26 protein-coding genes are annotated in these 24351 nt (G+C 62.3%); 7 read left to right on the top strand and 19 right to left on the bottom strand.

The window, feature by feature from the left end; all coding sequences use genetic code 11:
* Nucleotides 1–6 precede the first annotated feature (6 nt).
* Nucleotides 7–2508, top strand: coding sequence for an FtsX-like permease family protein (locus ELX51_RS09590; protein WP_164854823.1), 2502 nt, complete (start codon nucleotides 7–9; stop codon nucleotides 2506–2508).
* A 49-nt stretch (nucleotides 2509–2557) separates the two neighbouring features.
* Here ELX51_RS09590 and ELX51_RS09585 read toward each other — a convergent pair whose 3' ends face one another.
* Nucleotides 2558–3799: an MFS transporter gene (locus ELX51_RS09585; RefSeq protein ID WP_127753302.1), complete on the bottom strand. Its 1242-nt coding sequence runs from the start codon at nucleotides 3797–3799 to the stop codon at nucleotides 2558–2560.
* Nucleotides 3800–4803: 1004 nt separating this feature from the next.
* The gene (locus tag ELX51_RS09580) at nucleotides 4804–5091 is read right to left on the bottom strand and encodes a GIY-YIG nuclease family protein (protein WP_127753301.1); all 288 of its coding nucleotides are present in this window, start codon (nucleotides 5089–5091) and stop codon (nucleotides 4804–4806) included.
* Between the two features lie 1164 nt (nucleotides 5092–6255).
* Here ELX51_RS09580 and ELX51_RS20020 point away from each other — a divergent pair.
* Complete coding sequence (locus ELX51_RS20020; RefSeq protein ID WP_164854822.1) at nucleotides 6256–6399, top strand: hypothetical protein; 144 nt, start codon at nucleotides 6256–6258, stop codon at nucleotides 6397–6399.
* Nucleotides 6400–6560: 161 nt separating this feature from the next.
* On the opposite strand, the gene ELX51_RS09570 is transcribed toward ELX51_RS20020, so the two are convergent.
* Together ELX51_RS09570 and ELX51_RS09565 are read right to left on the bottom strand one after the other, a co-directional pair.
* Nucleotides 6561–7139 carry an alkylhydroperoxidase gene (locus tag ELX51_RS09570; RefSeq protein ID WP_127753299.1) on the bottom strand — a complete coding sequence of 193 codons (579 nt, stop codon included), beginning with the start codon at nucleotides 7137–7139 and terminating at the stop codon, nucleotides 6561–6563.
* Between the two features lie 501 nt (nucleotides 7140–7640).
* A complete protein-coding gene (locus ELX51_RS09565) occupies nucleotides 7641–8201 on the bottom strand; it encodes a hypothetical protein (protein WP_127753298.1) in 561 nt (186 codons plus the stop codon).
* 178 nt (nucleotides 8202–8379) lie between these two features.
* Between ELX51_RS09565 and ELX51_RS20015 the strand changes: the two genes are divergently transcribed.
* On the top strand, nucleotides 8380–8517 hold the full coding sequence (locus tag ELX51_RS20015; RefSeq protein ID WP_164854821.1) for a hypothetical protein: 138 nt from the start codon (nucleotides 8380–8382) through the stop codon (nucleotides 8515–8517).
* Nucleotides 8518–9050: 533 nt separating this feature from the next.
* On the opposite strand, the gene ELX51_RS09560 is transcribed toward ELX51_RS20015, so the two are convergent.
* Genes ELX51_RS09560 through atzF form a run of 7 tightly spaced genes read right to left on the bottom strand, consistent with a single transcriptional unit; the run spans nucleotide 9051 to nucleotide 16444 of the window.
* Entirely contained in the window at nucleotides 9051–9959 is a 909-nt protein-coding gene (locus ELX51_RS09560) for a polysaccharide deacetylase family protein (protein WP_127753297.1), read from the bottom strand.
* Nucleotides 9960–9969: 10 nt separating this feature from the next.
* Nucleotides 9970–10959, bottom strand: coding sequence for an asparaginase (locus ELX51_RS09555; protein ID WP_248305300.1), 990 nt, complete (start codon nucleotides 10957–10959; stop codon nucleotides 9970–9972).
* Between the two features lie 35 nt (nucleotides 10960–10994).
* Complete coding sequence (locus ELX51_RS09550; protein ID WP_127753296.1) at nucleotides 10995–11807, bottom strand: alpha/beta hydrolase; 813 nt, start codon at nucleotides 11805–11807, stop codon at nucleotides 10995–10997.
* A gap of 47 nt (nucleotides 11808–11854) precedes the next feature.
* Nucleotides 11855–12634 (bottom strand): ABC transporter ATP-binding protein, encoded by a 780-nt coding sequence (locus tag ELX51_RS09545; protein WP_127753295.1) that lies wholly within the window; start codon nucleotides 12632–12634, stop codon nucleotides 11855–11857.
* A complete protein-coding gene (locus ELX51_RS09540) occupies nucleotides 12627–13478 on the bottom strand; it encodes an ABC transporter permease (protein ID WP_127753294.1) in 852 nt (283 codons plus the stop codon). The genes ELX51_RS09545 and ELX51_RS09540 overlap by 8 nt, the downstream gene beginning before the upstream one ends.
* 3 nt (nucleotides 13479–13481) lie before the next feature.
* Nucleotides 13482–14444, bottom strand: coding sequence for an NrtA/SsuA/CpmA family ABC transporter substrate-binding protein (locus tag ELX51_RS09535; RefSeq protein WP_127753293.1), 963 nt, complete (start codon nucleotides 14442–14444; stop codon nucleotides 13482–13484).
* Nucleotides 14441–16444 carry an allophanate hydrolase gene (atzF, locus tag ELX51_RS09530; protein WP_248305299.1) on the bottom strand — a complete coding sequence of 668 codons (2004 nt, stop codon included), beginning with the start codon at nucleotides 16442–16444 and terminating at the stop codon, nucleotides 14441–14443. Before atzF ends, ELX51_RS09535 begins: the two co-directional genes overlap by 4 nt.
* On the opposite strand from atzF, the gene ELX51_RS09525 reads away from it, so the two are divergent.
* Nucleotides 16431–17345, top strand: a complete 915-nt coding sequence (locus tag ELX51_RS09525; RefSeq protein ID WP_127753291.1) for a LysR family transcriptional regulator — start codon at nucleotides 16431–16433, stop codon at nucleotides 17343–17345. The two genes, atzF and ELX51_RS09525, sit on opposite strands and share 14 nt — an antisense overlap.
* Before the next feature lie 229 nt (nucleotides 17346–17574).
* Here ELX51_RS09525 and ELX51_RS09520 read toward each other — a convergent pair whose 3' ends face one another.
* Nucleotides 17575–18513, bottom strand: coding sequence for a hypothetical protein (locus tag ELX51_RS09520; protein WP_127753290.1), 939 nt, complete (start codon nucleotides 18511–18513; stop codon nucleotides 17575–17577).
* Nucleotides 18510–18746, bottom strand: a complete 237-nt coding sequence (locus ELX51_RS09515) for a hypothetical protein (RefSeq protein ID WP_127753289.1) — start codon at nucleotides 18744–18746, stop codon at nucleotides 18510–18512. The genes ELX51_RS09520 and ELX51_RS09515 overlap by 4 nt, the downstream gene beginning before the upstream one ends.
* On the opposite strand from ELX51_RS09515, the gene ELX51_RS09510 reads away from it, so the two are divergent.
* The 3 genes from ELX51_RS09510 (at nucleotide 18687) to ELX51_RS09505 (ending at nucleotide 19519) form a co-directional block, all read left to right on the top strand.
* On the top strand, nucleotides 18687–19046 hold the full coding sequence (locus tag ELX51_RS09510) for a DUF4238 domain-containing protein (protein ID WP_282567577.1): 360 nt from the start codon (nucleotides 18687–18689) through the stop codon (nucleotides 19044–19046). The genes ELX51_RS09515 and ELX51_RS09510 overlap by 60 nt on opposite strands.
* Nucleotides 19047–19055: 9 nt before the next feature.
* On the top strand, nucleotides 19056–19181 hold the full coding sequence (locus tag ELX51_RS20405; RefSeq protein ID WP_282567576.1) for a hypothetical protein: 126 nt from the start codon (nucleotides 19056–19058) through the stop codon (nucleotides 19179–19181).
* 86 nt (nucleotides 19182–19267) lie between these two features.
* On the top strand, nucleotides 19268–19519 hold the full coding sequence (locus tag ELX51_RS09505) for a hypothetical protein (RefSeq protein ID WP_127753287.1): 252 nt from the start codon (nucleotides 19268–19270) through the stop codon (nucleotides 19517–19519).
* Nucleotides 19520–19829: 310 nt separating this feature from the next.
* Here ELX51_RS09505 and ELX51_RS09500 read toward each other — a convergent pair whose 3' ends face one another.
* The 6 genes from ELX51_RS09500 to ELX51_RS09475 all read right to left on the bottom strand — a co-directional run bounded on the left by ELX51_RS09500 (nucleotide 19830) and on the right by ELX51_RS09475 (nucleotide 24074).
* Complete coding sequence (locus ELX51_RS09500; protein WP_127753286.1) at nucleotides 19830–20627, bottom strand: transporter substrate-binding domain-containing protein; 798 nt, start codon at nucleotides 20625–20627, stop codon at nucleotides 19830–19832.
* A gap of 32 nt (nucleotides 20628–20659) precedes the next feature.
* Nucleotides 20660–21385 (bottom strand): amino acid ABC transporter ATP-binding protein, encoded by a 726-nt coding sequence (locus ELX51_RS09495; RefSeq protein WP_127753285.1) that lies wholly within the window; start codon nucleotides 21383–21385, stop codon nucleotides 20660–20662.
* Between the two features lie 46 nt (nucleotides 21386–21431).
* Complete coding sequence (locus tag ELX51_RS09490) at nucleotides 21432–22073, bottom strand: amino acid ABC transporter permease (RefSeq protein WP_127753284.1); 642 nt, start codon at nucleotides 22071–22073, stop codon at nucleotides 21432–21434.
* Nucleotides 22074–22086: 13 nt separating this feature from the next.
* Entirely contained in the window at nucleotides 22087–22764 is a 678-nt protein-coding gene (locus ELX51_RS09485; protein ID WP_127753283.1) for an amino acid ABC transporter permease, read from the bottom strand.
* 100 nt (nucleotides 22765–22864) lie between these two features.
* Nucleotides 22865–23311: a ribose 5-phosphate isomerase B gene (gene rpiB, locus ELX51_RS09480; RefSeq protein ID WP_127753282.1), complete on the bottom strand. Its 447-nt coding sequence runs from the start codon at nucleotides 23309–23311 to the stop codon at nucleotides 22865–22867.
* A gap of 10 nt (nucleotides 23312–23321) precedes the next feature.
* On the bottom strand, nucleotides 23322–24074 hold the full coding sequence (locus ELX51_RS09475; RefSeq protein ID WP_127755233.1) for a FadR/GntR family transcriptional regulator: 753 nt from the start codon (nucleotides 24072–24074) through the stop codon (nucleotides 23322–23324).
* Between the last annotated feature and the right edge of the window lie 277 nt (nucleotides 24075–24351).

Genomic DNA, 24351 nt, shown 5'->3' with positions numbered 1-24351 from the left:
CTGGATATGCGCGGCGATCTTCGCCGCTTCGTGCTGCTGGTCGCGTGCCTTGCTATCGGTACCGCGCTGATTGGCGGGGTTGGCTCGATCGGCGCCAGCATCACCGAGGCGATGGACCGCAGCGCCGCCGAACTAATGGGCGGTGATCTGGAGTTGTCGCGGGCCGATCGCCCCGCTACCCCCGAGGAACTTGACGCGATGCGCCAGTTCGGCCGGATTGCGCCGATTGTTGACACCAATCTGCGCGCCAAGGGGGCTGAAGCCGACGCCTTTGTCGACCTGGTGGCGGCTGGCGAGGGGTATCCGCTGGTGGGGCATGTGGTCAGCCCGGAGTTGGGGAATGCCGCCGCCAACGAATTTTTGAGCGAGCAGGACGGTGCGTTCGGCGCGCTGGTTGACGCGGTGATGCTGGACCAATTGGGGATCGGCGTCGGTGATCGCTTCCAGCTCGGGGGCACCGAGTTCGAGGCGCGCGGCACCTTGTCGAGATTGCCCGATGCGGCGGTGCGCGGCTTTAAGCTGGGCCTGACGACGCTGATCTCGACCGATGCTTTTGCCACCGTATCGGATCGGACCTCGCCGCTGCCGGGTTTGGGCGTATGGTATCGCTACAAGCTGCTGCTCAATGAGGGTGACGCCGAAGCGGTGCAGGGGGAGATCGCTACGGCACTGGCTGATACCGGCTGGACCATTCGTACGGCGCGCGACGGGCTGGGCGACATGGTGCGCTATTACGACCAGTTCATGCGCTTCCTGATGATTGTCGGGTTGGGTTCGCTGCTGATCGGGGGCGTCAGCGTCTGGACCAGCATGCAGGCTTATATCGCCGAGCGCACCCAGGTGATTGCGGTGCTGCGCAGTATTGGGGCGACGCACAACCGGGTGTTGGTGCACTTCCTGTCCCAAGTGGGCGCGCTGGCGCTGGTTGGCGTGTTGGCTGGCATCGCCATTGGCGGCAGTGTTGCTTATTTCGTGCTGCCTTATGTGGGCGAAGCCATGGGTATCGGCCTGCGGCCGAGCATCAATCCGCAACCGCTGCTGGTTGCGGCGGCGGCCGGTATCTTGACGGCCTTCGCGTTTTCCTACCAGCCGCTGCAGCGCACGCAGGCGATCCGGCCCATCCTGCTGTTCCGCGCCAAGGGCCTGGACGTTGGCAGCGCCAAGTGGACCGATCTGTTGCGCATGCCGCAGGGCCTGCCGATGATCATCGCCGGTATCGGCCTCTTCTGGCTGGCTTATCTGATCACCGGCGATGCACTGCTGGTCGCGGCCTTCGCCGTGGCGAGTGCGCTCTCGGTGGTGCTGTTCCAGCTCTTTGTCCGCGCGGTACGGGCGACGATTGCCGGGCTGCCCGAAATCCCGGGGCAGGTGCTGCGCCATGCCGTGCGGTCCATTGGAGTGTCGCAAACGGCGGCCGCCTCGATCGTGACGGCGGTAGGCATGACGCTGACCATGCTGATCATCGTCCTCGTGCTGCAGGGCAATCTGCGCCAGGAGTTCCTCGGCGCTTCGGCCTTTGATGTCCCCACGCTGGTGGCCTCAGACCTGTTCCCTGACGAGATGGAAGATCTCGAGGTCATGCGGGCAACCACGGCTGGGATCGAAGCTGTCGTGGCGACCCCCATGCTCCGCGGCGCACTGGCCGAGGTGGCTGGTGAGCCCGTGGACACGCTGCGGCCGCGCGGCCCCGAAGCCACGTTCCTGCTGTCGGGCGAAGTGCCCCTGACCTATCGCGATGCCTTGCCGACCTCCTCGGTGGTGACGGCGGGCGAGTGGTGGCCGGCGAACTATGAAGGGCCCGGCCTGGTTTCGCTGCACCGGAGCCTGCGGGAGGGGCTTGGTGTCGACATTGGCGACGAGCTGACCTTCAGCATATTCGGCGAACCGATCACTGTTACGGTCGCGAGCTTCCGCGATTATTCCTGGCAGGGCGGCATCGACTTTCTCGCCACCTTCTCGCCCGGGGTGCTGGAGGAGTATCCAACGACGCTGTTTGCCGCGGTGACGGCGGCACCCGGCGCCGAGGAGCCAGTGGAGCGCGCGCTTGCCAGCACCTTGCCGGACGTGAACTTCATCCCAGTGGGTGAAACGCTCAAGCAGGTGACGGACGCGCTGCAGCAACTTTCCTTTGCCGCCTTGCTGGTGGGTGGATTGGCGGTCGGTAATGGGCTGCTGGTAGTGCTGGGCAGCATTGCGACCGGCCTCAAGCAGCGGGAGGCTGATGCCGTGATCAACAAGATGCTGGGCAAGGCCCGGCCAACCATCCTGACCACGGCGCTGGTGCAGTATCTTGTGCTGGGGCTGCTGGCGGCAATCCCCGCAATGGTGGTGGGACTTGGCCTGGGCTGGCTCGTCAGCCGGCTGTTGACTGATGTGGAATTTACCGCCGAGGCGGCCACGCTGTTCAGCGTCGTGATCGCCAGCATTGCGCTTACCGGCGCATTGGGGGCAGCAACCTTGCTGCGCGCCACCACGGCTGCACCGGCCCGGCTGCTGCGCGAGTTGTAGCCGGCGTCGCCCTTGGGGCGGGACCTACTCGATCTCCTGATGGGTTTTTCTAGTTTGCCGGTTTTCCCGGCGCCTCAGCGTCGGCATGGAGGGGTGCGACCACCGGGGTAGTCTGGGGGATGGGTCGGAATATGGCCTGGTCGCTGGCTTGCGGGGACGGTCGGATCCGGGTGCGCCAGATGCCAAAGCCGCCAGCTGCGAGACCCATGGCAGCGGAAAAGATGAAGAGCCCATCGGGTCCGAATAGCGACATGCTGAACGATGCGATCAGCGGACCGAGGATCGAACCCACGGAATTGAGCAGGATCAGCCCGCCGCTCGCCGCCACCAGATCGGCACTGGCGACGTGGTCGTTGGCGTGGGCGAGGCAGAGCGGATAGATGCTGAAGGAAATGCCGCCAAACAACAGGGTAGAAAGCAGGAACATCCAGCTGCCATAGCCGGAGGTGAGCATCGCAATGCTCAAGAGCGCCAGGGCCCCGCATACACCGATGATGATGGTGCGTCGGTCGAAGGCGTCGGAGAGTTTGCCCAAGGGAAATTGCAACAGCACGCCCCCGGCGATCAGCACGGTCATGAAGGTTGCCGTCCCCGTCATGCCGAGGCCCGTCGAGGCCGCATAGACGGGCGCGAGGCCATAGATGGCCCCGATCACGCCGCCGCTGAGGAACACGCCAACCAACCCCAGTGGAGAGGCTTGGTAGAGGGCGCGCAGGCTGAAGGAGCTGACATCAGGCAGCGACGGGGGCGCCGAGCGGGTCAGGCAGACCGGCACCAGCGACAGCGAAAGCAGGATCGAGATGATCATGAACAAGAGTGGGCTGCCGGCCGCATTGAGGTTCAGTAATTGCTGGCCTGCAGCCATCGCCGCGTAGAGCGTGACCATGTAGGACGACACGATCAGGCCGCGCGTCTTGTTGCTGGCTTCGGCATTGAGCCAACTCTCGATGCACATATAGATGCCGGCAAGGCACACGCCTTCGGCAAAGCGCAAGGCCGCCCACAGGATGAGATTGTCCGAGAGGGCGTGGCCGAGCGAGGCGGCGGAATAGACCGAGGCGAATGCCGCGAAGGCGCGGATATGGCCCGCCTGCTTGATGAAGCGGAAGCACTGCAGCGAGCCAAAGGTCAGGCCGGCAAAGAACGCGGCCGTCACGGCGCCCACAGCGAGCGAGCTTGCCCCGGTATTGGTCATGCGCAGGCCAATCAGGGTGCTGAGCGCCCCATTGCCCAGCATGAGGATGGCGACGCTGGCCAGCACCGGCAGGATTGGGCGAATGGATCGCAGCATGTGTTTCTCCGGCCCTTGTGCCAATGTGAAAACCCGGAACCGCAGAAGCGGTCCCAAGCCAGACCGGCTCGCGACCAGTTGGTTGATGCCGTGCGGCCTCGCCCGAGTAAGCGGAACCAGGTGAGGATTATTCGCAATCCAACCGGCATCCTGCTGTTCGATGGCCTTGGTGCTGCCGGCACCATTGTTTCACCGCAGGGAGCGCGATAGCAGCGATTTCCAGCAGCTTTGCGGCAGCGAGGTTATCGGCAAGGAAGCTGCTATTGGCAACCGGCACAATGCGGTTGACCGGGAAACCAGCGGCCGCACCCCCGATCGCGATCATGGAGGTGATGACGACCCTGGAGGGCGCCAGCATCAGTGTTTGGTTGAGCCGGGCCGTGACGGTACGCAGTGCGAGGGCGGCTGGACCTCGATCGGCATCTGCCAGGGGGTTGAGCCAAAGGCCTCGCAGGCCCCATCGGCTGCTGGATGCGCCTGAAGCCGCACCGGCCTTGGGCCGTGCGGGTATGGGCAGGCGGGCATCGCAGCAAGAACTGCGACATGGGGCGAAGTTCGCCTCGGTGCCGGTCGTCCGGCAAAAGGGTAGAAGGTGAAGCAAGCTTCGCCCCATGCTCCATCGGAGACTCTTCGGTGAGGACCGTCCGTGGCTAGACCCGTGCCAAACGCCAGAAGCCCTGAGGCTTCATGGACCGTGCGATGAAATCGGTCCCGGATCATCCTCGTCCCGAAGGAGCTTGGGCGACCCCAAACTCATCCGATATTCCCGCACCGACCGTTCGTCGCGACCGCGCAGCTTGCCCGGGAACAAGGGGATTGTGCCTGAGGTTTTCGGGGGCGGGGATAAGTTTGTGGGGGTGGTGATGGCCGCCCTCGTGGTTCGAGGCTGCGCTGCGCTGCGCACCTCACCATGAGGGCTCCGGATGGATCTGGTCGGTTGCGGGATCTCGATGAGCCCTCATCCTGAGGTGCCGCGCAGCAGCCTCGAAGGGCGAGGACCGCAATCACCGCTCCTTGCGGCTGGCCAGAGCAGGCAGTGCCTCATAATCATACCTGATCAGCGCTTCCTTCTTGCGCCGGCTCCAGCCCTTGATCTGCCGCTCGCGCTCGATGGCATCGACGATCCGCTCATAGGTTTCGGTGAACACCAGTTCCACGGGGCGGCGGCTTTTGGTGTAGCCTTCAGTGAGCCCCTCATTGTGTTCCCAAACCCGCTGTTCGACCGGCTTTTTGGTGAGGCGGGTGTAAAAGGAGCCATCCGAGCAGCGCAGCAGGTAAACGGTGACTTCCATGATGCCCTCCGGAGCCTGATGCTGGGGCGGAAACGGGGTGGGTGCAAGGGGCTTGCGCGGCCATTACCAAGGCGTGTTGGGAGCCCTCATCCTGAGGTGCCGCGCAGCGGCCTCGAAGGACGGGGGCGGCTTGCTGAAATCGCGGTGGTGCTATGGACGGCATGGGGGCTGCGCCCTCGTGGTTCGAGGCTGCGCTGCGCTTCGCGCCTCACCATGAGGGCTAGGGGGCGGTAATGCTGGGTGGGAGATCGGTTCTGGGGGCGTCGGTTTTCCCCGCCCTTGCGGCAGCCCTCATCCTGAGGTGCCGCGTAGCGGCCTCGAGGGACAGGGCGGCTTGCTGGAATCGCGGTGGGTGCTGTGGACGGCATCGGGGCCGCGCCCTCGTGGTTCGAGGCTGCGCTGCGCTTCGCACCTCACCATGAGGGCTGGGAGAGAATAGCGCTTATTAGAAACGGATATTAAACGTGTTTTCCAACGCAAGGATACGGGAGGGTTACCCCTCCCGCTCCTTCTACCCCAAGTTGTTCTTGGAACTGCGATCAGGGTTCGACGCTGGTGTCGATGTCCCATTCACTCTTCGCACGTGATAATCTGGATAGTGCCCCTGTTTGATCTCGCGCACGAACTGGGGGCGAGTCATCTCCACGCGGCGTTGTGGATCATGGAAGCGTTGGTTGCGACCAGAAGGGGTCTCACTGGTTACGGTTACACGTTTAGGCATGAGGACAATCCTTATGTGCCAAATGTTGTCCGGCTCTATCGACAGATCCGAGCTAACCGTGCAGGGTGAACCTGCAGTTTGGATTCCAACTCAGATTGCCTCCACGCGAGCCGCACAGGTGGTTGCGCGGATCAAAGGTCGAGGTTGCCGCCTCGGCCTTTTTGATTCTTAGGAAATGAGTCTCGTTTTGTTCTCCTTACGAGATTGGCCCGACCGGAGGAGGTCGGGCCAATTGGTGAATGTCGCAAAGTTCTGCCCTAGGGTCCTGGCATCCCTTTGAATGTTGATCGCTTTCTGCACCGCAGAAATCTGTCGCACAAAGTTCTGGTCCGGAGTCGCACAAAGTTCTGCCCTAGGATCCGATGTTGAGGGGGCAGATACCACCCCACCTATCCTAGATACTCACGCCCGAAGGCACTCACGTTGGTGGCTCGATTCAAAAGGTGCTCGACAAGTTTTCGGCGCTCGCTGAAGTCACCGGCGCTTCACGCTATGTCGGCCAGATCGAAATTGGGGGCCAGCCCTTTGGCATGGTCACAAAGGGTATTGAACTGCTTGCGACAAAGGTGGCCGAACCGCTGAGATAATGGCGAGAAAAGCGGTGTCCGGTTTCCGCGACTGCGCACCGCCAGCAGCCAGTCCGCTTTCCCAGCAAGAAGCCGTTCCCGGGCGCCGAACCAGAACAGCCGCTTTCAGGAGCTTGATCGGACTTGCTGAACGGCGGCAACGGGGCGGTTAGGCGTCTCCGTCAGCGACCGCCGACCGACAACTCGTTGCGAACGTTGGAGTCCCCGTCCAGAAACTCTGGCTCGGCTTTGGCCCCAACAGCGTCGAAGTAGCGGCTTACGAAGTTCCGGAACGAGGCGGCCAGGGCGATGTCGGCGATGTTGAGGTCGCTCAGACCGACGGCGCGCAGCGCGTCAATATTGCTTTGGGTTATGTGCGAAGCATTGATCGTGATCTGCTCGGCATAGGCCAACATGGCTACTTCTTGTTCTGTCAGCCCGGCGTTTCGGTAGTCGCGATGCACCGCCAGCGTCTGCTCGCGCCCGATCATCGCCGAGAGCGCTTTGAAATAGACGTGAGAGCAATAGCTCGAAGGCACGTGCTTGGCCGTTATCAAGGTGATAAGGCGGAAGTTGATCAGCCCCAGAGAGAACCCGTCCCGGATCTGGTGCAGCAAATGCTCAACCGGCGGCAGAATGTCAGGTCTGGCCGACCAACATTGGGTTGCCTGCATAACGCGTCCAGTTGACGCGACTTCGTTCGCATAGATCGATGCCACTTCGCCCTCGGCCTCGTCCGGCTCCACAGTCCGTATAAACATCGTCTCCTCCTTGGCTAGTGTATGCTGCTGTATTCTCTCGTGGATGAGTTCTCCTGGGACGATGTGGCAAAGGGGTTGTCGAAAGTTGCCTCAGCTGTTCGTTGTAGGATGCCGGCTGCTGACGCACGGGCTTCGGCTGAGCGCAGGCGGGCAAAGAAGTGAGCAGAAGGGCCGTAGTCGCGATCAGCATGCGGTGCGCTTGATAAAGCTGTCACGCAGAGCGTCGAGTACGAGCCCATCGTTAAAGGCGTCCTCTTGCGGAATCTCCACCTCCAGCCCTGCGCGCACCGATGTCCTCTACCCCGGGGGCGTGATGATGGCGCGCGAGGCACAAAGGGCGGCAAGGCTGACGCCGCGGCGCCGGGAGGCAGAGTAGCCGTGGTTTCCTCTTTCCTTCTGCAGGTTCGTGGTCCACTCGATGCAGCATGTATCGGGATCAGTCCGCGGCCTCGGAATGTCAATCAAGAGCACCTCTCGTCATACCGTGGCGCTCAAGAAAGACTACCAGAACATGTCGGCCTGCGCTTCTTTAGCTCTTTTGCTGGCCGGCCGTGGTGGATGAGGCGCTGGCGCGAGGGCAGCGACTTCGGACAGCCATGTCTCGGCTTCACCTCGGGGTGGAGTGCCCAAGAGGGGGCCGGTGTAGGCTTCCACCCAAAATGGCTCGCCCCACGACTCCAAACCCTCTTCGTTCATTGTCTTTGACCTTACCAAGCAAAACTCGCCATCCACTTTGAGGATGACGCCCGGCAGGCAGCCATCAAGCCAAACCGCCTTGTTCGGACGCGCGAATCTGGAGATTGGCAGTTGTTTGTCCTTCGGCATCGCTTCACTCACTGAAAATACTAGTGCAGAAGCATCGCTCGGAAAAAAGAAAGTAACAAGATTAATGTGCCTTATTGACACTCTGAGCTGCCTACTAAGCGCCGGGTGTTCCACGAGCATGGGCACCTTATCAGAAGCCAGCATTCCCGTAATGATATCTGCGAAGCGCCTGAGGTTGTTTGGTGGAGAGGTCGCCACTGAGCGAGGCGTGCAACGCTCGAGATCGATCTTTTCCAATACCTGCGGCAATGGACCGGCAGAAATTTCGAGCGAGTTTAATCGCGCGAGGCTGCCGAGGGTTGCTTGAAAGCCTTCAAGCGGCTGATTGACACAATGGGGGCCTACGGCTCTGCAGGCCGCGGCGCTTCTCGACGTGTCAAAGGGGCACCTGGGAGCGCATGAAGCAGGAGGGTAAGTGCAAGCCCTCAGGCAGGATCAAGTCACCCGGGTCTCCGCAATGCTCGGCATCTACAAGGGGCTTCATCTGTTGATCGCCCATGACATGGCGGATCGCTGGCCCGGATTGCACAACAAAGGCACCGTGCCGGGATGAGCCCAATCGCCTCCATTCTCAAAGGCGGCATCCTCCAAATGTTGCGGGCTCGGTGCTATCTCCAGGCCGTCCACGCGGGGTTGTGATCGGCGTCGAACGGTTGGCCGGTCGTCACAGAGGCTTTTCCCAAGATCATCCAACTGGTGAGGACGGCGCGGCTGTGTTGAAGCCGCTTGTCTAGGGCGAGGATGATGATTTTGCCATTCACGCCCAGATCGCAGTGCCCGCTGCCGCTTGGTCTGGAGGGGCCATCCAGAACCAACGATCCAAGGTCGCTGTGATGGCTCCGAAACTGACTACAGGTGGCTATATCGAAGGGCAGGGTAGGGGCCGTATGCTGACCGTCGGCTATTGTGACTGGATTGTCGAAAGCAGCCATTCCGTAGGCGCGGCAACTAGCGGCTCGAATGGGGGCCGGAAGCGGAATGGCTGCTTTCGTCTCAACTGAGGGAATATCTGACAGTCACGTCAGTTACTCCGGCGTCGAACTGCGGGCGATAGCGCTAAGTGCGCGAGGTACCTGCCTGTGAACCCTAAGGTAATTGGTCGCTTGTATTTTGGGTCTTGAACCAGTCGAGAATTTCTGAGCCCGTCAGCATCGCCACCCCCTCGTGGCCCAGAATATAGTCGTAGAGCATCTCGAGATATTTGATGCGGTGCGGCGCCCCGGTCAGATAGGGGTGGATGGAAATGGCCATCACCCTTGGATTCTCGCTTCCCTCGAGATAGAGCCGGTCGAACTGGTCGACGCCGCGTTTGTAGATCTCGTCGGAGCGGTGCCCCTGCACCGCGGACATAACCACATCGTTGATCTCGACTGTGTAGGGCACCGAGGTAATTGGGCCCGATGTGGTCTTGAGCGTCACGGGCTGATCATCGAGGCACCAGTCACAGACATATTCGATGCCCGCGTCCGCCAGCAGATCGAGCGTGTCGAGGGTTTCGGTCAGCCCCGGACTTTCCCAACCGCGCGGCGGCGCGCCGGTCAAGGCCGTGATCGCCGCAATGGTGTCGCTGATGGCCTTGGCCTGGTCTTCGACGCGGTGCATCGGCCGCTGCACGAAGCCGTGGCCGATGAAATCCCAGCCCGCTGCATGCGCGGCGCGGCAGGCTGCTTCGTAGACAGTGCAGGCCGAACCGTTGACGGCAAAGCTGGCGCGCAGATTGCGCCTGCCCAGCACCTCAAGAAGCCGCCAGAAGCCCACCCGCATGCCATATTCATGCCAGGCCCAGTTCGGCACATCGGGCAGCAGCGGCTGTCCCATGGGTGGCGGCAGCACCGCCCGCGGCATGGGGCCGGCGGGCGACCAGTTCTCGACATTGACAATGGTCCAGACGGCGATGCGCTCCCCCCTGGGCAGGCGCAACTTGGGCCGGTCTACGATGGGGGAATAGTCGAGGCGGCCACGGATGATGGCGGGGTCGATGACAGGTTCGGTCATGGCTTTGGTCTCAGGCATAGTGGCGGAAAATTTGGGCGACGGCGGCGCGGTCGCGCCCCTGCGCCACAAGGAAAGCCAACAACAGTCGCGCCTTGGGGGCACTGAGCAGGCCGGCGGGAATGAGCCCCCGGGCGATCAGGTCGCGCTCGGAACCGGCAAAGCCATAGGTGTTCTCGAAAACCGGACCGGCCGGCACGCGCGACGCCAGTACGATGGGCAGGGTCGCTGGTAGCACTGCCAAGCCTGGCAGCAGCGCCGCCGGCACATGCCCAGCGCCCATGCCCTCGACAACGAGGCCGCCATAGCCAAGCGCGGCGATCGCCTCGATGAGATCGCCCTCATCGCCCAGGCCCGGCTTGAGCATCGCGACCCGCGCCAATTCCGGCATCACGCCGAGCGCATCAGGGCGCTGCGGTCGGAGCAGGATGCGCACGTGCTCTTCGATCACCGCGCCGAGCGGTCCAGCCGAGGGGCTGGTAAAGGCCGATGGCAGGCCCTTGTGCGATTTTTCAACCAGCGCGGCGGCGTGGATTTCGTCGTTGAGCACCACCAGGGCGCCCAGTCTCCGGGCCGTCTCGGCGGCGGCAACGCTGATGGCGGCGAGCAGGTTTGCCGGGCCGTCAGCACCCGGCGCAGAGGCGCCGCGCATGGCCCCCGTGATTACTAGCGGCGCGTCTGCGGAATGTGCCAGACCCAGCAAAAAGGCGGTTTCATCGATCGTGTCGGTGCCCTGGACCACCACCACGCCCTGCGCGCCCGAGGCAATGGCCCCAGCAATGAGCTGCGACACCTGCCGCAGCTGGGCAAAGCTCAGCGACGCGCCCGGCACCAGAAACGGCGTCTCCACGGTGATCGCGGCAATATCGGCCAGCCGCGGCACCGCGGCGATCAGCATGGCCCCGTCCAGCGCCGGCACGATCCCGCCCTGTGGCTCGGGCATCATGGTGATGGTGCCGCCCAGGACGATCACATGGACGCGCGGCAAACTGGCATTAGTCAAAGTTCCGTCCTTCGTTTCATGCAGTCCGCGCCCTATCAGGCCCGTCTAACCAACTTGACCACCTGTTTGGCAAGGGCGCCACCAGGTTGCGCCAGTTGCTCCAGTATGGAGAAGTGGTCGTCCCCTGCCACGGGCAGCAGAGTGCCGTTATGGCCCGCCGAATGCCAGGCCTGCGCGTAATCAACCGATTGGCGCTGCAGCTCGGGCAATTCAGCCGTGCCATAGGCCATCACCAGCCGCCCTGCCCGCGACGGGATGGTGTGGACGGGGCTCAGCTGCTGCACCTCGGCAGGGGTCAGGCCCAGTTTGTCATTGAGCGTGCCCAGCCGGATCGGCTCCAGATCGAATATGCCCGAAATGGCCAGTCCCGCATCGACCTGCGGCAGCGCCATGGCGCTCGCTGCCAGTTGCCCGCCGGCCGACCATCCCGAGACGATCAACCGTCCGGTCGCAAGGCCCCGGGCCGGGCCTTCCTGGCGCAGCCAGGCAAGCGCCGCGGCAATTTCGTCCATGATCTGGCCGAGGCCCGCGGCCGGCGCCAGCGTATAGCCGGGCACCGCCACATCGATGCCCGCCGCCAATACGCCTTCGGCCATACAGGAAAACACATCCTTGGAATTGCGCTGCCAATAGCCGCCATGGATGAAGACCAGCAGCGGCGCATGGGCAGCGCCGGAGCGGAAGACGTCCATTCTATTGCGCTGGCGCGGACCGTAGGGCAGGCCAATCAGCTCGGGCAGCCGGGCCTGAAGCGCTACACTCCGCCGGGTCCAGTCCGCCAGCATCGCCGCACTGGTGCTGACCGCGCCGGTATTGTCATAGGCGCGGTCCAGTTCGGCTCTGTCCATGTCCCGCCATAGCGGTGGCGCCGCCTGCAATGCCGTTCTGCTCGAGGTCACGCCGCAACCTTGGCGTGGTGGCTATGCAGGTTGCCCGCCAGCGAGCGGCGCAAGGCGTTGAACTCGGCTCCGGCAACGTCGCGGGGGCGTTGCAGGTCTATGGCGATGTCGCTGTCGATGCGGCCTGGCCCGGCGCTCATAACGATGACCCGGTTGGACAGCACGATGGCCTCCTCGATGGAGTGGGTCACGAACAGCACCGTCAGCTTGGTGCGCTCCCACAGCTCAAGCAGTTCGTCCTGCAGCCGTTCACGCGTCATGGCGTCCAGCGCCCCGAAGGGCTCGTCCATCAGCACCATTTCGGCCTGATTGGCCAGCACGCGGGCGATGGCCACGCGCTGCTTCATGCCACCCGACAACTGGTGCGGATAGACATCGGCAAAGCGGGCGAGCCCGACCAGATCGATGAAATGATCGACAGTCTCCTTGATTTCCTTTCTGGGCCGGCCGCGCGAGGCGGGACCGAAGCCGATATTGTCCCGCACCGTGAGCCAGGGAAACAGCCCATAATCCTGGAACACCATGCCGCGCGTGGGGTCCGGCCCCTTGATCGGCCTGCCCCACATCAGCGCCTCGCCGCTGGTGGCGCTCTCAAAGCCGGCCACGATGCGCAGCAGGGTCGACTTGCCGCAGCCCGAGGCCCCGATGAGGCAGACGAACTCGCCGCGCATCACGTCCAGATTGGCGTCCCGCAGCGCCTCGATGCGACGGCCCTGCACGTCAAAGGTCTTGCCGACATTGCGCAGCGAAAGAATGGGAGGGGTCGCGCTAGACATGGTTGGGACTCCAGGACAAAAGCTTGCGGCCGATCATCAGGATGATGCGGTCGGAAATAAAACCGGCCACGCCGATCGCAATCATGCCGCAGATGACGATCTCAGTGCGCGACAGCTGGCGCGCTTCCATGATGATGGCGCCCAGTCCGACCGAGACACCGGTCATTTCGCCGATGACGATGATCATCCAGGCAAAGCCGAGCCCCAGGCGCAGGCCGGTGAAGATCGCCGGCAGAGCCGCCGGCAGCACCACCTTGGTGAATTGGGCCGATGGGGTGCAGCCGAGCATGCTGGCCGCCTCGAACAGCCGCAACTCGACGGAGCGCACGCCGAACACGGTATTGATCAGGATCGGATAGAAGGCGCCTAGGAAGACGAGGAAGATTGCCGAGGTCGGCCCGATACCGAAAATGATCATGGCTAGGGGCAGCCAAGCTGTCACTGGTATTGGCCGCAGGATCTGCAGCATGGGGTCGAACATCTGCCGTACCGTCGGGATGCGGCCGATCATCAGCCCAAGCGGCAGCGCGACGATGACGGCGAGGAAGAAGCCACCATAGACACGGGACACCGAGGCAATGACGTGATTCAGCAGCGTGCCGCTGAACAGGTCATTGCGCACGCCCCCGACGGCCAGGTCATAGAAGGCGATCGCCACCGCCGAGGGCGGGGGAATGAGACTATAGCCCTCGCCTGTCGTTGCCAGGTGCCAGGCCGCCAGCAGCAGCAGTGGCAGGATCAACGCCAAAGCGGGTCCGCGGAGCCGGGACCCCTCGAAGGCAGATTGCCTCCGAGGAGCCGCAGCGGCGGGCGGGGTGGTGGTCCGGTCGGCCGCAATGCTCATGGCTTAGACCTTCTGCTTGAGTTCCTCGACGAAGCGAGTGTCAAAAAGCGTCTCAAAATCGGGGAGCGCCTGTATCTGGTTAAGTTCGACCATGTGCTGGGCGTAGATCTTGGACTGGTTCAGTTCGGTCTCGCCAAAATACCAGGTCAGCTCGACATTGGGTGCCGACAGCTCGATGGCGTCGCGCTGCTGCCCCAGCTTCATGACCGCCATTTCGACCATCGCCTCGGGGTTGGCCATGGCGTATTCGGAGGCCTGACGATGAATGTCGAGAATGACACTGGCCAATTCGGGGCGTTCGGCGAGCGTATCGCTATGGGCGCCGAAGATCATGTTGAGCGCGCCCATCTCGGTGCCATAGGGATATTCGACGATCTTGCCAACGCCCGAGGCCAGGCTGACGCCCGGCGCCGGCTCGGCGCCGACATAGGCGTCGATGTCGCCACGCGCCAGCGCCAGGTGCATTTCGCTGAACGAGATGCGCACCGGGGTAATGTCGGTGATCGAGAGCCCCTCCATGCGCAGGCGCTCGAGGATGAAAACCTCCTGTGTCGAGCCGGGCCAGATCGCCACCCGCATGCCCTTGAGGTCGGCGATGCTCGCAATGGGGCTGTCCTTGCCAGCCACCACACCCATACCCTTGTTGCAGGCGCCGCCGATGACGACGATCGGCTCGCCTGCCGCTGCACCCAGCGTTGCGGCCGCAATGCCGAACATGCCGAAATCGACCGACTTGGTGACGACGGCGTTCTTGCCCTCGGTTGGGCTTTCGAAGGGAATGACCTCGACCTTGTAGCCGGCTGGGGTGAACTGGTCGTAGAAGTGCGGCGCGATGGAATGGATGAGCTTGAGCGCGCCCATCTTGATCACCGTCTCCGATTGTGCCCGCACGAAGGGCATGGGCATGAGGGCGGTGGCAACGGCACTGGCGGCGGTAGTCGCGAGAAATTTGCGTCTGTTCATCATAGCCTGTACTCCTGGGCGGCAAAGGCGGTTGTGGGGTTGTTCTGACTGGCCGAGCTGGCTGCGAGATAGCCTCGCCAGCCGCCATATGCAGTAATGTTCTCGGCACCGGCGAGGGCGTAGTGTTCACAGATGAAGCCCTTGACCACCTCGCCGTCCTCGGTCTCCACCGAGCCGATGCCGAGCGGGCTGGGAATGGCGGCAACGAAGCTGCCGAATTCCCGCGCCGGCACGTCCCAGAGCTCGATTTCAATACCGCCAGGCCCGCCATCGCGCGACAGGCCTGGCTTGGCGGGCGTCGAATTTGGCAGCGCATAGAGGCTGTAGCCGTTTGCCGTGCGCGTGGTGAGGATCAGTCTCGCGCCGCGCTCGGTCAGCTGCTTGTTGAGCGGCTGGCCCTGCAGATGCGCGCCCACAACCGCCAGGCGAATGCTTTCCTGCTCGTTGATCACAGGAACGACAGCGCTGGACTGCGTGAGAGCGGTCGAGCCGGCGCCGAGCCTTGCCGCGGGATCGGTGCGCTGGAGACGGTCGCCCATTGTGGCAAGCATGCCGTCGCTGAACTGCGGGCCAATAAGGGTGACGCCGACAGGCAGCCCCTTGTCGCCCCGGCCGAACGGAACGGAGATTGCCGCCATGTCCAGCAGGTTCACGAAATTGGTGAATAGGCCTAGTTTGGAATTCAGGGCCACCGGGGCAGCCAGCATGTCATCGATCGTCGGGTGCTCGGGCGCCGTGGGGACCAGCAGAAAATCGACATTATCCAGCGCCGTGCGGACCTTCAGCGCCAGGTCCGCCAGGCGGTATTGCGCGGTGAAGGCATCGACTGCGGAATACTGGGTGCCCGATGTCACGATCTCGCGTACGACGGGATGAATGCTCTCAGGCTGGCTCTGGGCAAAGTCGCTGATCGCAGCGTAGCGCTCGGCGACCCAAGGGCCGGCATAGAGCAGCGAGGCGGCTTCCTCGAATGGCGCGTAGTCGATCATGACCGGCGCCCCGCCCAGACCTTCAAGGCTGGCGATGGCGGCCTCATATCGCGCCACCACATCCTGCGCGCATCGCGCCCGAACGGTCATGTTCAATATACCAAAGCGGAAGCCGTTCACGCTGGTGGCCGTCAGGGCTTGGCTGCTCGTCCGGGAATAGGCATCCTGGCCATCGGGCACCGCTACCACGTGCAGGACGCTCAGTGCATCTTGCGCCGTGCAGGCCAGGATCGATACGCAGTCCACCGTGCGGCATGCCGGCAGCACACCCCGGGTGCTGATCAGACCCTTGCTCGGCTTCAGGCCCACAATATTGTTGAAACCGGCCGGCACCCGCCCTGATCCGGCCGTATCGGTACCCAGCGCAAAGGGCACCAAGCCTTTGGCAACCGCGACTGCCGAACCTGAGCTCGAGCCGCCGGATACATAGCCTGCGTCGAAGGCGCAGGACGGAATGCCAAAAGGCGACCGCGTCCCATTCAGCCCGGTCGCGAATTGGTCGAGATTGGTCTTGCCAACGGGGATCGCCCCGGCCTCGATCAGGCGGTCGACCACGAAAGCGGATGCCTGGGGCTTATAGGCGAACTGCGGGCACCCGGCGGTGGTCTCGAGACCCGCAACATCAATGTTGTCCTTGACCCCGAACGGGATGCCGAACAGCGGCATGTACGCGCCGGCATCGAGCCGAGCCTTTGCCGCTGCCAGCAATGTATGCGCCTGGTGGCGCGGCATCACGGAAATCCAAACGGGAAGCCCTTCGACTTCTACGGCGTCAAGGGTGGCATCGAGATCGCGGAAGACGTCGCGACCGGCGCGGTACGCGGCAACCTGTTCAGAGATTTCAGAAAAAGCCGCAAGTGAAGATGTTGCGAGACTGGTCAAGGCGGCGGTCCCTGTCGGTTTGCTGACCCTACCGTAGCGCCCATGCCGTTGCCGTCTATTGCTATTTTCCGACCGCCATGTTGCGTAATCGTCAACACGACGCCAAAGGCGAATCCAGATGAAGCACCTCAAGACACTGCAATGCATTGACGATGTGGCCGGCAGCGGCTCGATCCGCCGAAGCGCCGAGCGCCTGTCAATCACGCCATCGGCTTTGACCCGCCGTATCCAGGACTTCGAGGCCGAACTGGGCACGCCCGTTTTCGAGCGCATGCCGCAAGGCATGCGGCTCAATGCGGCCGGCGAACTGGTCGTGCGCCACATCCGGGCGCAGCTCTCCGATTTCGAGCGGTTGCGCTCGCAGATCGCTGATCTTTCAGGGATCCGCCGCGGTCATGTGACCATCGCTTCCAGCCAGGCCTTCGCCCACGATCTCATCCCCCACGAAATTGCGGTCTATCGGGCGCAGCACGCGCTCGTCTCTTTTTCGGTGCTGGTACGCGACCATATCCACGCCGTCGAAGCGGTTACCGCCTTCGAGGCCGATGTCGCGCTGGTGATCGCCCCGCCGCCGGCGCCAGAGTTCCAGCCGCTGCTGGTTATCCACCAGCCGCTATGCGCCCTGATGAGTAAGGACCATCCCCTGGCCGCGGCCCGGACCCTGCGATTGCGGGAATGCCTCCAATATCCAATCGCAATGCCCGGCCCTTCGCTGGCCATCCGGCACCTGTTGCAGGGCGCCATTGTTCGCGCCGCCTTGCCGGTCAATACCGTGGTCGAGTCCGACTCATTCGAGGTCCTGCGCAGCTATGCTGGAAGCGAGCAGGTCATTTCCTTTCAGATACGGCCGGGCATCCCTCAGGGAAACAGCAACCTTGTGGCGCGCGAGATCGATCACCGGGACATGCCGCTGACCCAATTGGTGCTGGGCCAGTTGCGGGGACGATCGCTGTCCGTCGCTGCCTCCAAGTTCGTCGACCAGATTTCAGGTAGCCTGCACACGCGATACGGCGGCAGGAGACGACCTGACTAAGCTTGTCTAAAGCGGGGCCGACAGCAGTCTGTCCGCTTTTATTCGAAGCGGTCAAAAGCAGACACTGGCCACCTAAGTGGCCGGTGACGAGTTTGGGCTGCCTCCGGACCGACAGCTTAGTGGTCGTCTATCCAGAGCGGGCGTTCGACGTCCAAATGGGACGGTGGCTGAGTCGGGTCCAAAGCGGACAAATGTTTCGGCTTCGCCCATTAAGAACCGGCTACGGCCTCTAGGCCTTCTGCTTTTCTGCCACGTCCATGTAGAACTTTAACGCCACCTCGGCGAGCTGCGTCGGGGAGAATTCCAGGGCCTTGGCGTCAGCCGTGACGTAGGCCATCCTACCGGGCCCGACGAGCCGATACTGCAGCTTCATGCTTCTAAGCGTGCTGGCCTGGCTGATCGAGCCTCGATAGCCGGGAATGTCGGGAAAGCCCTTGTAGAGCTTGATTTCCATATTGGCTTCGTCGAGGGCGTTCGCGTAGCGAGTGCGGAAGTTCGCGATCATGTTCGTCGGATAGAGTCCCTGGACGATCCGGTAGCCTTGCGACTCCTGGAAAGCGATCTGGGGGATCGACGGTTTCAAGGCTGCCACGGCGGCCTCCAGCGCCTCCGAGAACTCGGCGAACGCTACCCTGGCAGCCTGCACTCCTCGCTCGCTTCTCTGAAACTGCCCCGCCTCGTCACGGAATTCCTGCTCGCGCTTGAACCGGGCCGCCCGATCGATGACTGACTCCTCATTGGGCTGCCCGCCTTGCTCCGTCACCCGGGCCTCGAGGACGGCCGCGGCAGAAGCGACGCCGAACCGCGGCAAGCTGGCGTAGAGCCGCTGCTGTGGCAACCATGGTGGCATGACCGGGTTGTCGACCGTGGCGATGAACGTCGCGAAATTCCACCCGTCGTTCAGGTAGCGGTGCTTGATCGCGTCCATCTCGACGCGGGTCCAGCGCGTGGTGCCCCATTCCGGCCGGTAGAGGATGGCAACGCAGCGCGCCTTGGCGCCATAGACGGCGCTGAAGGTTTCCTGCCCGTCTGTGCCGGCAAGTTCCTTCTGGCGATCGTAATAGATGAAGGTTTTCATCTTCGGCGCCAGCAGGTCGTTCAGCTGGGTGGCGACGCCTTCGTCCTGAAAAGTGAAGCTAAAGGCAAGGTCGTATTCGTAGTCCGTCATGAAAGAAGCCCGCAGTTCGATGCCCGGTATTTCATCTCGGCATAGACCTTGAGCAGTTCGTCGTCGGTGATCCAGTCCGCGATGTCTCGCGGCACGCCGGAAGGGTCTTCCTTGGCGATGTCGTCGAAGGCATCGCTGGTGATGAACTCAAACATTCGGCCCAGGATAAAGTCATGCGACGGCCCCGACATCGACATGCCGACGTTCATCCCGAGGTTGAGGTCGAGCAGCACCTGTTTGAGATCTTCTTTTCCCTAGTCGATCACCCGGCCGTCGGGGAGAGGATCAACAGCATGATCTGGCGGATATACACTTTCCCACCGCATTTCTACCCGCTCCTGACGTCGGACCGGCCTGTGATCCGCACTAACGGGCTGGCGCAGAAGGGCGGGCACCTAGCGCTGCCGATCGGACCTAGGCGGCTATTCGTCGCCAGCCATGATCCGGACGTCATCAACGGCCTCTGGGCATCAGCGCCGAGGGTGCTTGCGGCCGAGGTCAACAAGAACACGGTCGAGAGCGCGGTTAAATAAGTCTACGGCGTGAACGATGCCAACATCCGCTTCGTCGAGAACCGGTTCGGCAAGACGCCGCAGCCCCGGATCACTGCCGATATGGTGGCGAAGCAGGAGAACGCCTACGTTGCCGGGTTGGCGGCTGCGAAGTGACCGTTTGGCGTGCTGAGGTGGATGGTTAGGCCGAATGCGCGCGAGGTGATGCTGAGTCGGCGGGCATCCTGGTGCCGTCCTCACTCATGATGCGTTTGACCGACATTTTTGGGCGCACAATCTCACCGCAGTACGCGAGCGAGTTGTTCAGAGAGCTGGAAGCATTGCTTTTGCCGCCTACCGCAGCTTCCCACCACCGTTGTGACGTTGCCACGATGTGGCCGGACGACCGCTTTCAGGAAATGGAAAAGGTATCCAAAATGGCTGAAATGGGGCGCTTCTGCCGCGGGGTTTCTGAACTCTTGGGCTCTTTAGGGCCGGAGCAAGCTTCGTTCTGATTGTCACTTGCGTACGGGGCGCGCGAATACGCTAGCACTGTCTGTCCCACCCTGTGGTGGCTCGCCATCTTCTATAGCTGCCTTCCCAATCGGGCCAGGACAGACGAGGATCTGGTCGAATGCCGGTTCGGCGACTGCCAGGTGCTCCATCTGGCCGCCCAGCACACCGGCCTCCGTAATTATCGGGCTACGGAAAAAAGTCCAACGATGCGGATGGAAGCCCAGAGCGTTTCAGTTCGTGCTGGCTGGGTTGTGTACCAATCTTTGCTGCAGTTGCGGTGGCAATGGGATGCCACCGCAACTGCGTCTTCTACTGCTGGAGTTCTTCAGGCAGCGGAGAGCCGTGGTACTTGAGGTAGATTTCGTTGAGCTTGCCATTGGCCATGTTGGCGGAAATCCACTCGTTGAGCTTGGCCACGAGCGCCTCTTCGCCCTTGCGTACGCCAATCGCCACGTCGAGGGTACGGATCGTCACCTTTGGCTCAAAGGAGAGCTCGGTATTGCGTTGCTTGATCTGGTTGACCACGGTCGCTGAGGTCGCCACAGCGGCAGCCTGGCCGCTGATCGCTGCGGTCACAAGCGTGGCGTCGTCTTCGTAGCGAACGACCTCGATGCCCTTTTCCCCGGCCATCGCCGTCAGCTCACTGTCTTGGGTGGTGCCGCGCACGACGCTGATGGGGGTGCCACGCAGATCTTCCCAGTCGGTGATTTCGGTTGCGGCAGGCGCGCCGACAACCGAGATCACGGCCGCATATGGCCGCGAGAAGTCGATGACTTCCTTGCGCTGATCGGTCACCGACAAGGTCGAAATCACGATATCGGCCTTGTTAGTCTGCAGATTGGGGATGCGCGTGGCGCCGGTGGTGGAGATGATCTCCAGCTCGAGCCCCCAGTCGGCGGCGAGCAGCTGGGCGGTCTCCACGTCCGAGCCGATCGGGGTCATCGCGCCGTCGAGCATGCCCGATGGGACCATGGCCAGATCGGTCGAAATGCGGATATTGCCCGCCGCCATGATGTCCTCGAGCAAGTCGGCATGCGCGGGCATGGCGCCGGCCAAAAACGCGCCGACCATCATGGCCGAGACAGTAAAGGTCTTCAAATTCAACATAGTTTTCCTCCTGGTAGTTGTTGACGCCGCACTCAAAGCTCGTTGGAGACGAAGTCCTGGAGCGCAGCGGTTTCGGGCTTGGACAGGATCGACGCGTCGCCTTGCTCGTGAACAAGGCCCTGGTGCATGAACACCACCTTGTCCGCGATCTTGCGGGCGAAGTTCATCTCGTGGGTGACCATGATCATGGTCATGCCACTGTCGGCGAGGCTTTCGATCACGCGCAGCACCTCACCGGTCAATTTTGGGTCGAGCGCGGAGGTGACTTCGTCGAACAACATGACCTGCGGTTGCATGGCCAGGGAGCGGGCGATGGCGGCACGCTGCTGCTGCCCCCCTGAGAGCTGTTCGGGAAAGTCATTGGCCTTATGCTCGAGGCCGACCTTGGTGAGCACGTCGCGAGCGATCTCGCGGGCATCGGCCTTTTTGAGCTTCTTGACCGTGGTGGGCCCAAGCATGATGTTCTGCTCGATGGTCAAATGCGGGAAGAGGTTGTAGCTCTGAAAGACGATCCCAACGTCGAGGCGCAGGTCGCGCAGGCTGAGCTTGGGGTTTTCCAAACGGTGCCCGCACACCTCGATGCGGCCCGAATCGATGGTCTCGAGCCGGTCAATGCAGCGCAAGGCCGTGCTCTTGCCCGAGCCGCTGGCGCCAATCAGCGCAAGGACCTGCCCCTTCTCGACCGCAAAAGAAACGCCACGCAGGACGTCCACCGAGCCGAAACTTTTCTTCACATCGTCCAGAATGACGATCGGCATGTTTGCCTCCATGGCTTTTGCGACCTCTCGGCCGACGCCAGATTGTTTAGGCCAGGCGCTTTTCCAATCGGCGGCTCAGCGCCGAAATCGGGAAGCACAGGCAGAAATAGAGTGCTGCCACACTCAGATAGACGGGCAGCGGCTGGAAAATGGAGTTGTTGATCAACTGGCCGGCGCGGGTGAGCTCAACAAAGCCAACCACATAGGCCAGGGAGGTGTTCTTGACGATCTGCACGGAAAAGCCGACCGTCGGTGGAATGGCGATGCGCACGGCTTGTGGCAGGATAACCTTGAACATGCGTTCGGTCCGGTTGAGTGCCAGGCACTCCGCGGCTTCCCACTGCGCCTTGGGAACGGACTGGATCGAGCCGCGCCAGATTTCGCCAAGATAGGCGCTAACATAGATGGTCATCGACAAGCCGGCTGCCACCATGGGCGCCACCGAAATGCCGAGCTGGGGCAGGCCGAAATAGGTGACGAACATGATCACCAGCAGCGGCGTGCCCTGAACCAGCTGCACATAGCCGGTGGCCAGGTATCTGACCGTCTTGAGCGGCGAGATGCGGGCCAGCGCTACGGCAAACCCGATCAGCCCCCCGCCGACAAACGCCATCAGCGACAGGACCAGGGTCCAGAACGCGCCATCGAGCAGAAACTTGAAGTGGCCAGGATTGAAAGAGGACGTCATGCGGATCTTCCTCCTAAAGATGGGTGCCAAGCCGGCGCTGGCGCGGGAACAGGGCTTTGCCGACGAAGAGGAAGGCGACGCGCATTACGAGCGAGAGCGCGACATAGATCACTGCGATGGTCACATAGGCTTCAAAGGGCCGATAGGTCTCGGACTGGATGAAATTGGCGGCCGCAGTCAGCTCCTCGGCCGAAATCTGGGAGGTCACCGATGAAGCCAGCATCAGCAGAATGAACTGGCTCGAGAGCGAGGGATAAACCCGCTCCATCGCGGGGCGCAGCGCGACATGCCAATATTGCTGTGCCTTGTTGAGCCCCAGCGTTTCGGCAGCTTCCCACTGACCCTTGTGGATGGATTCAAAGCCGGCGCGCATGATCTCGGCGGTGTAGGCGCCAACATTGATCGTCAGGGCCACGATGGCGACGGTGACTGCGGAGAACTTGAAGCCGAGAGTCGACAGCCCGAAATAAACGAGGAAAATCTGCACCACGAAGGGCGTGTTGCGGATGGCCTCAACATAGATGGCTGCGATGGTAGCCGCTGCTTTGTAGCTCGACCGGCGCGCAATGGCGCACAGCGTTCCAATGAGAAAACCGGTGATCGTGGTCGCCACAGCCAATTGCACTGTCAGCCAGGCACCGTCGAGCAGCATCTGCCAGCTTGCAAAGATCGGGAGAAAGTTGATCGACATTAGAATTCCTGGGCTGATCAGGCGGCGCCAGCCGGGGTCTGGCGCGCATTGGCAAACCAGCCTCTGTGCCGTGCACCGCCTGGTGCGCGTGGTTAAGCGCTCACTCGGTCTGTTCGAGTGCCGCAAGCTTGTCGACGCGACGCACGAAATCGGGGTCGGTGACAAATTCTGCCGCAAGGAAGGCGTTGATCAGATCGATCGCCAACCAGGGGCCGACGATCTGGGCGCCCAGGCACATGACGTTGACATCGTCGTGCTCGACCGACTGGTGGGCCGAATGGGCATCATGGCAGACCGCGGCACGGATTCCCTTGATCTTGTTGGCTGCGATCACGGCGCCAACACCGGTGCCGCACACCAGAAGGCCACGGCTACCCGGCGTGGAGCGCACCTTCTGGCAAACCGCCCAGGCAATATCGGGAAAATCGACGGGGTCAGGATCAAAGCTGCCGACGTCTTCGATCTCGATACCCGACTTGTTGAGCTCGGGGAGAAGCTCTTGCTTGAGACGAAAGCCAGCGTGGTCACTACCAATAATAATATGCACTCGGTGCCCCTTAGACAGGTCGGTTAAAAGACGGCAGCGCGGAGATCTGCGCGTCTGCGGCGCGGCGACGGAACTCGCCGCCGATTTGAAAATGGCGACGGAGCAAATCGTCGGCCTTGGCAGGGTCGCGCTGAACGATTGCCTCGTAGATCAGACGGTGATGATCAACGAGGAAGCTCTCGAACCCATCCACCGAAGTAATCTGCTTGCGGCGATCCAGATGCGAGCGCCGCATCAGCGTCGCGATGGATGTATAAAGACTGGTCAGGGTGGGCGAGCGCGCGGCCCGGACAATGGCCTCGTGGAAATCGAAGTCCGCCTGCCCACCGGCCTCGGGATCGTTGATGGTTTCCACGATCTGCGTCAGGCACTGCGCAATGCGATCGAGATCGTTCTGAGTCGCGCGATCACAGGCCAGGCGAATGGCGTGATGCTCTATGGCGACGCGCGCCTCCATGATGTCATCGATGACATCGGCCTGCTGGGCCAGGGCGAAGGTGAAGAAATCGCCCAGCGTGGACACGTCGGGCTTTCTGACCACCGTGCCGACGCCGTGCCGGATCTCCACGGCCCCAATCATAGCGAGCGCGCGCAATGCCTCGCGCAGCACCGGACGACTGACACCAAGCCGCACCGCGAGCTCCCGCTCGGGCAAAAGAATGTCGCCGGTCTTGAGCTCCCCGGAGAGCAGTTGCTCCCGCAAAAAGCCCACAATGCGATCATAGCCGCTGGTCTGCTCAGGCGCTTCTCTCGTAATCGACATCGCCGCGAGTTTTGTCCATACCGTGGTATGACCACCGTTACAGAATGCGGCCATGTTCGTCAACGGCCAGTACTTGCAGCTTTCCACGAAGGCAGGAACTAACCCAATGTGGGTCCTTACTGATGGGGGTCGAATGGCAGCTATCGCGCACTGTGGTGTTTCATGCGGAAGCATTCCTACAAGAACCGGCGTAAATGGACCTAAACCTGGTCTGTCCACCGCCCAAGATTGACTCGCGTCCGTTCCCCCTAAGTGACGCAGTCCATTGAGGAAGCAA

It is taken from the genome of Devosia sp. 1566 (assembly GCF_004005995.1).
Taxonomy (GTDB): domain Bacteria; phylum Pseudomonadota; class Alphaproteobacteria; order Rhizobiales; family Devosiaceae; genus Devosia.
This window is presented reverse-complemented; position numbering and strand designations above follow the sequence as displayed.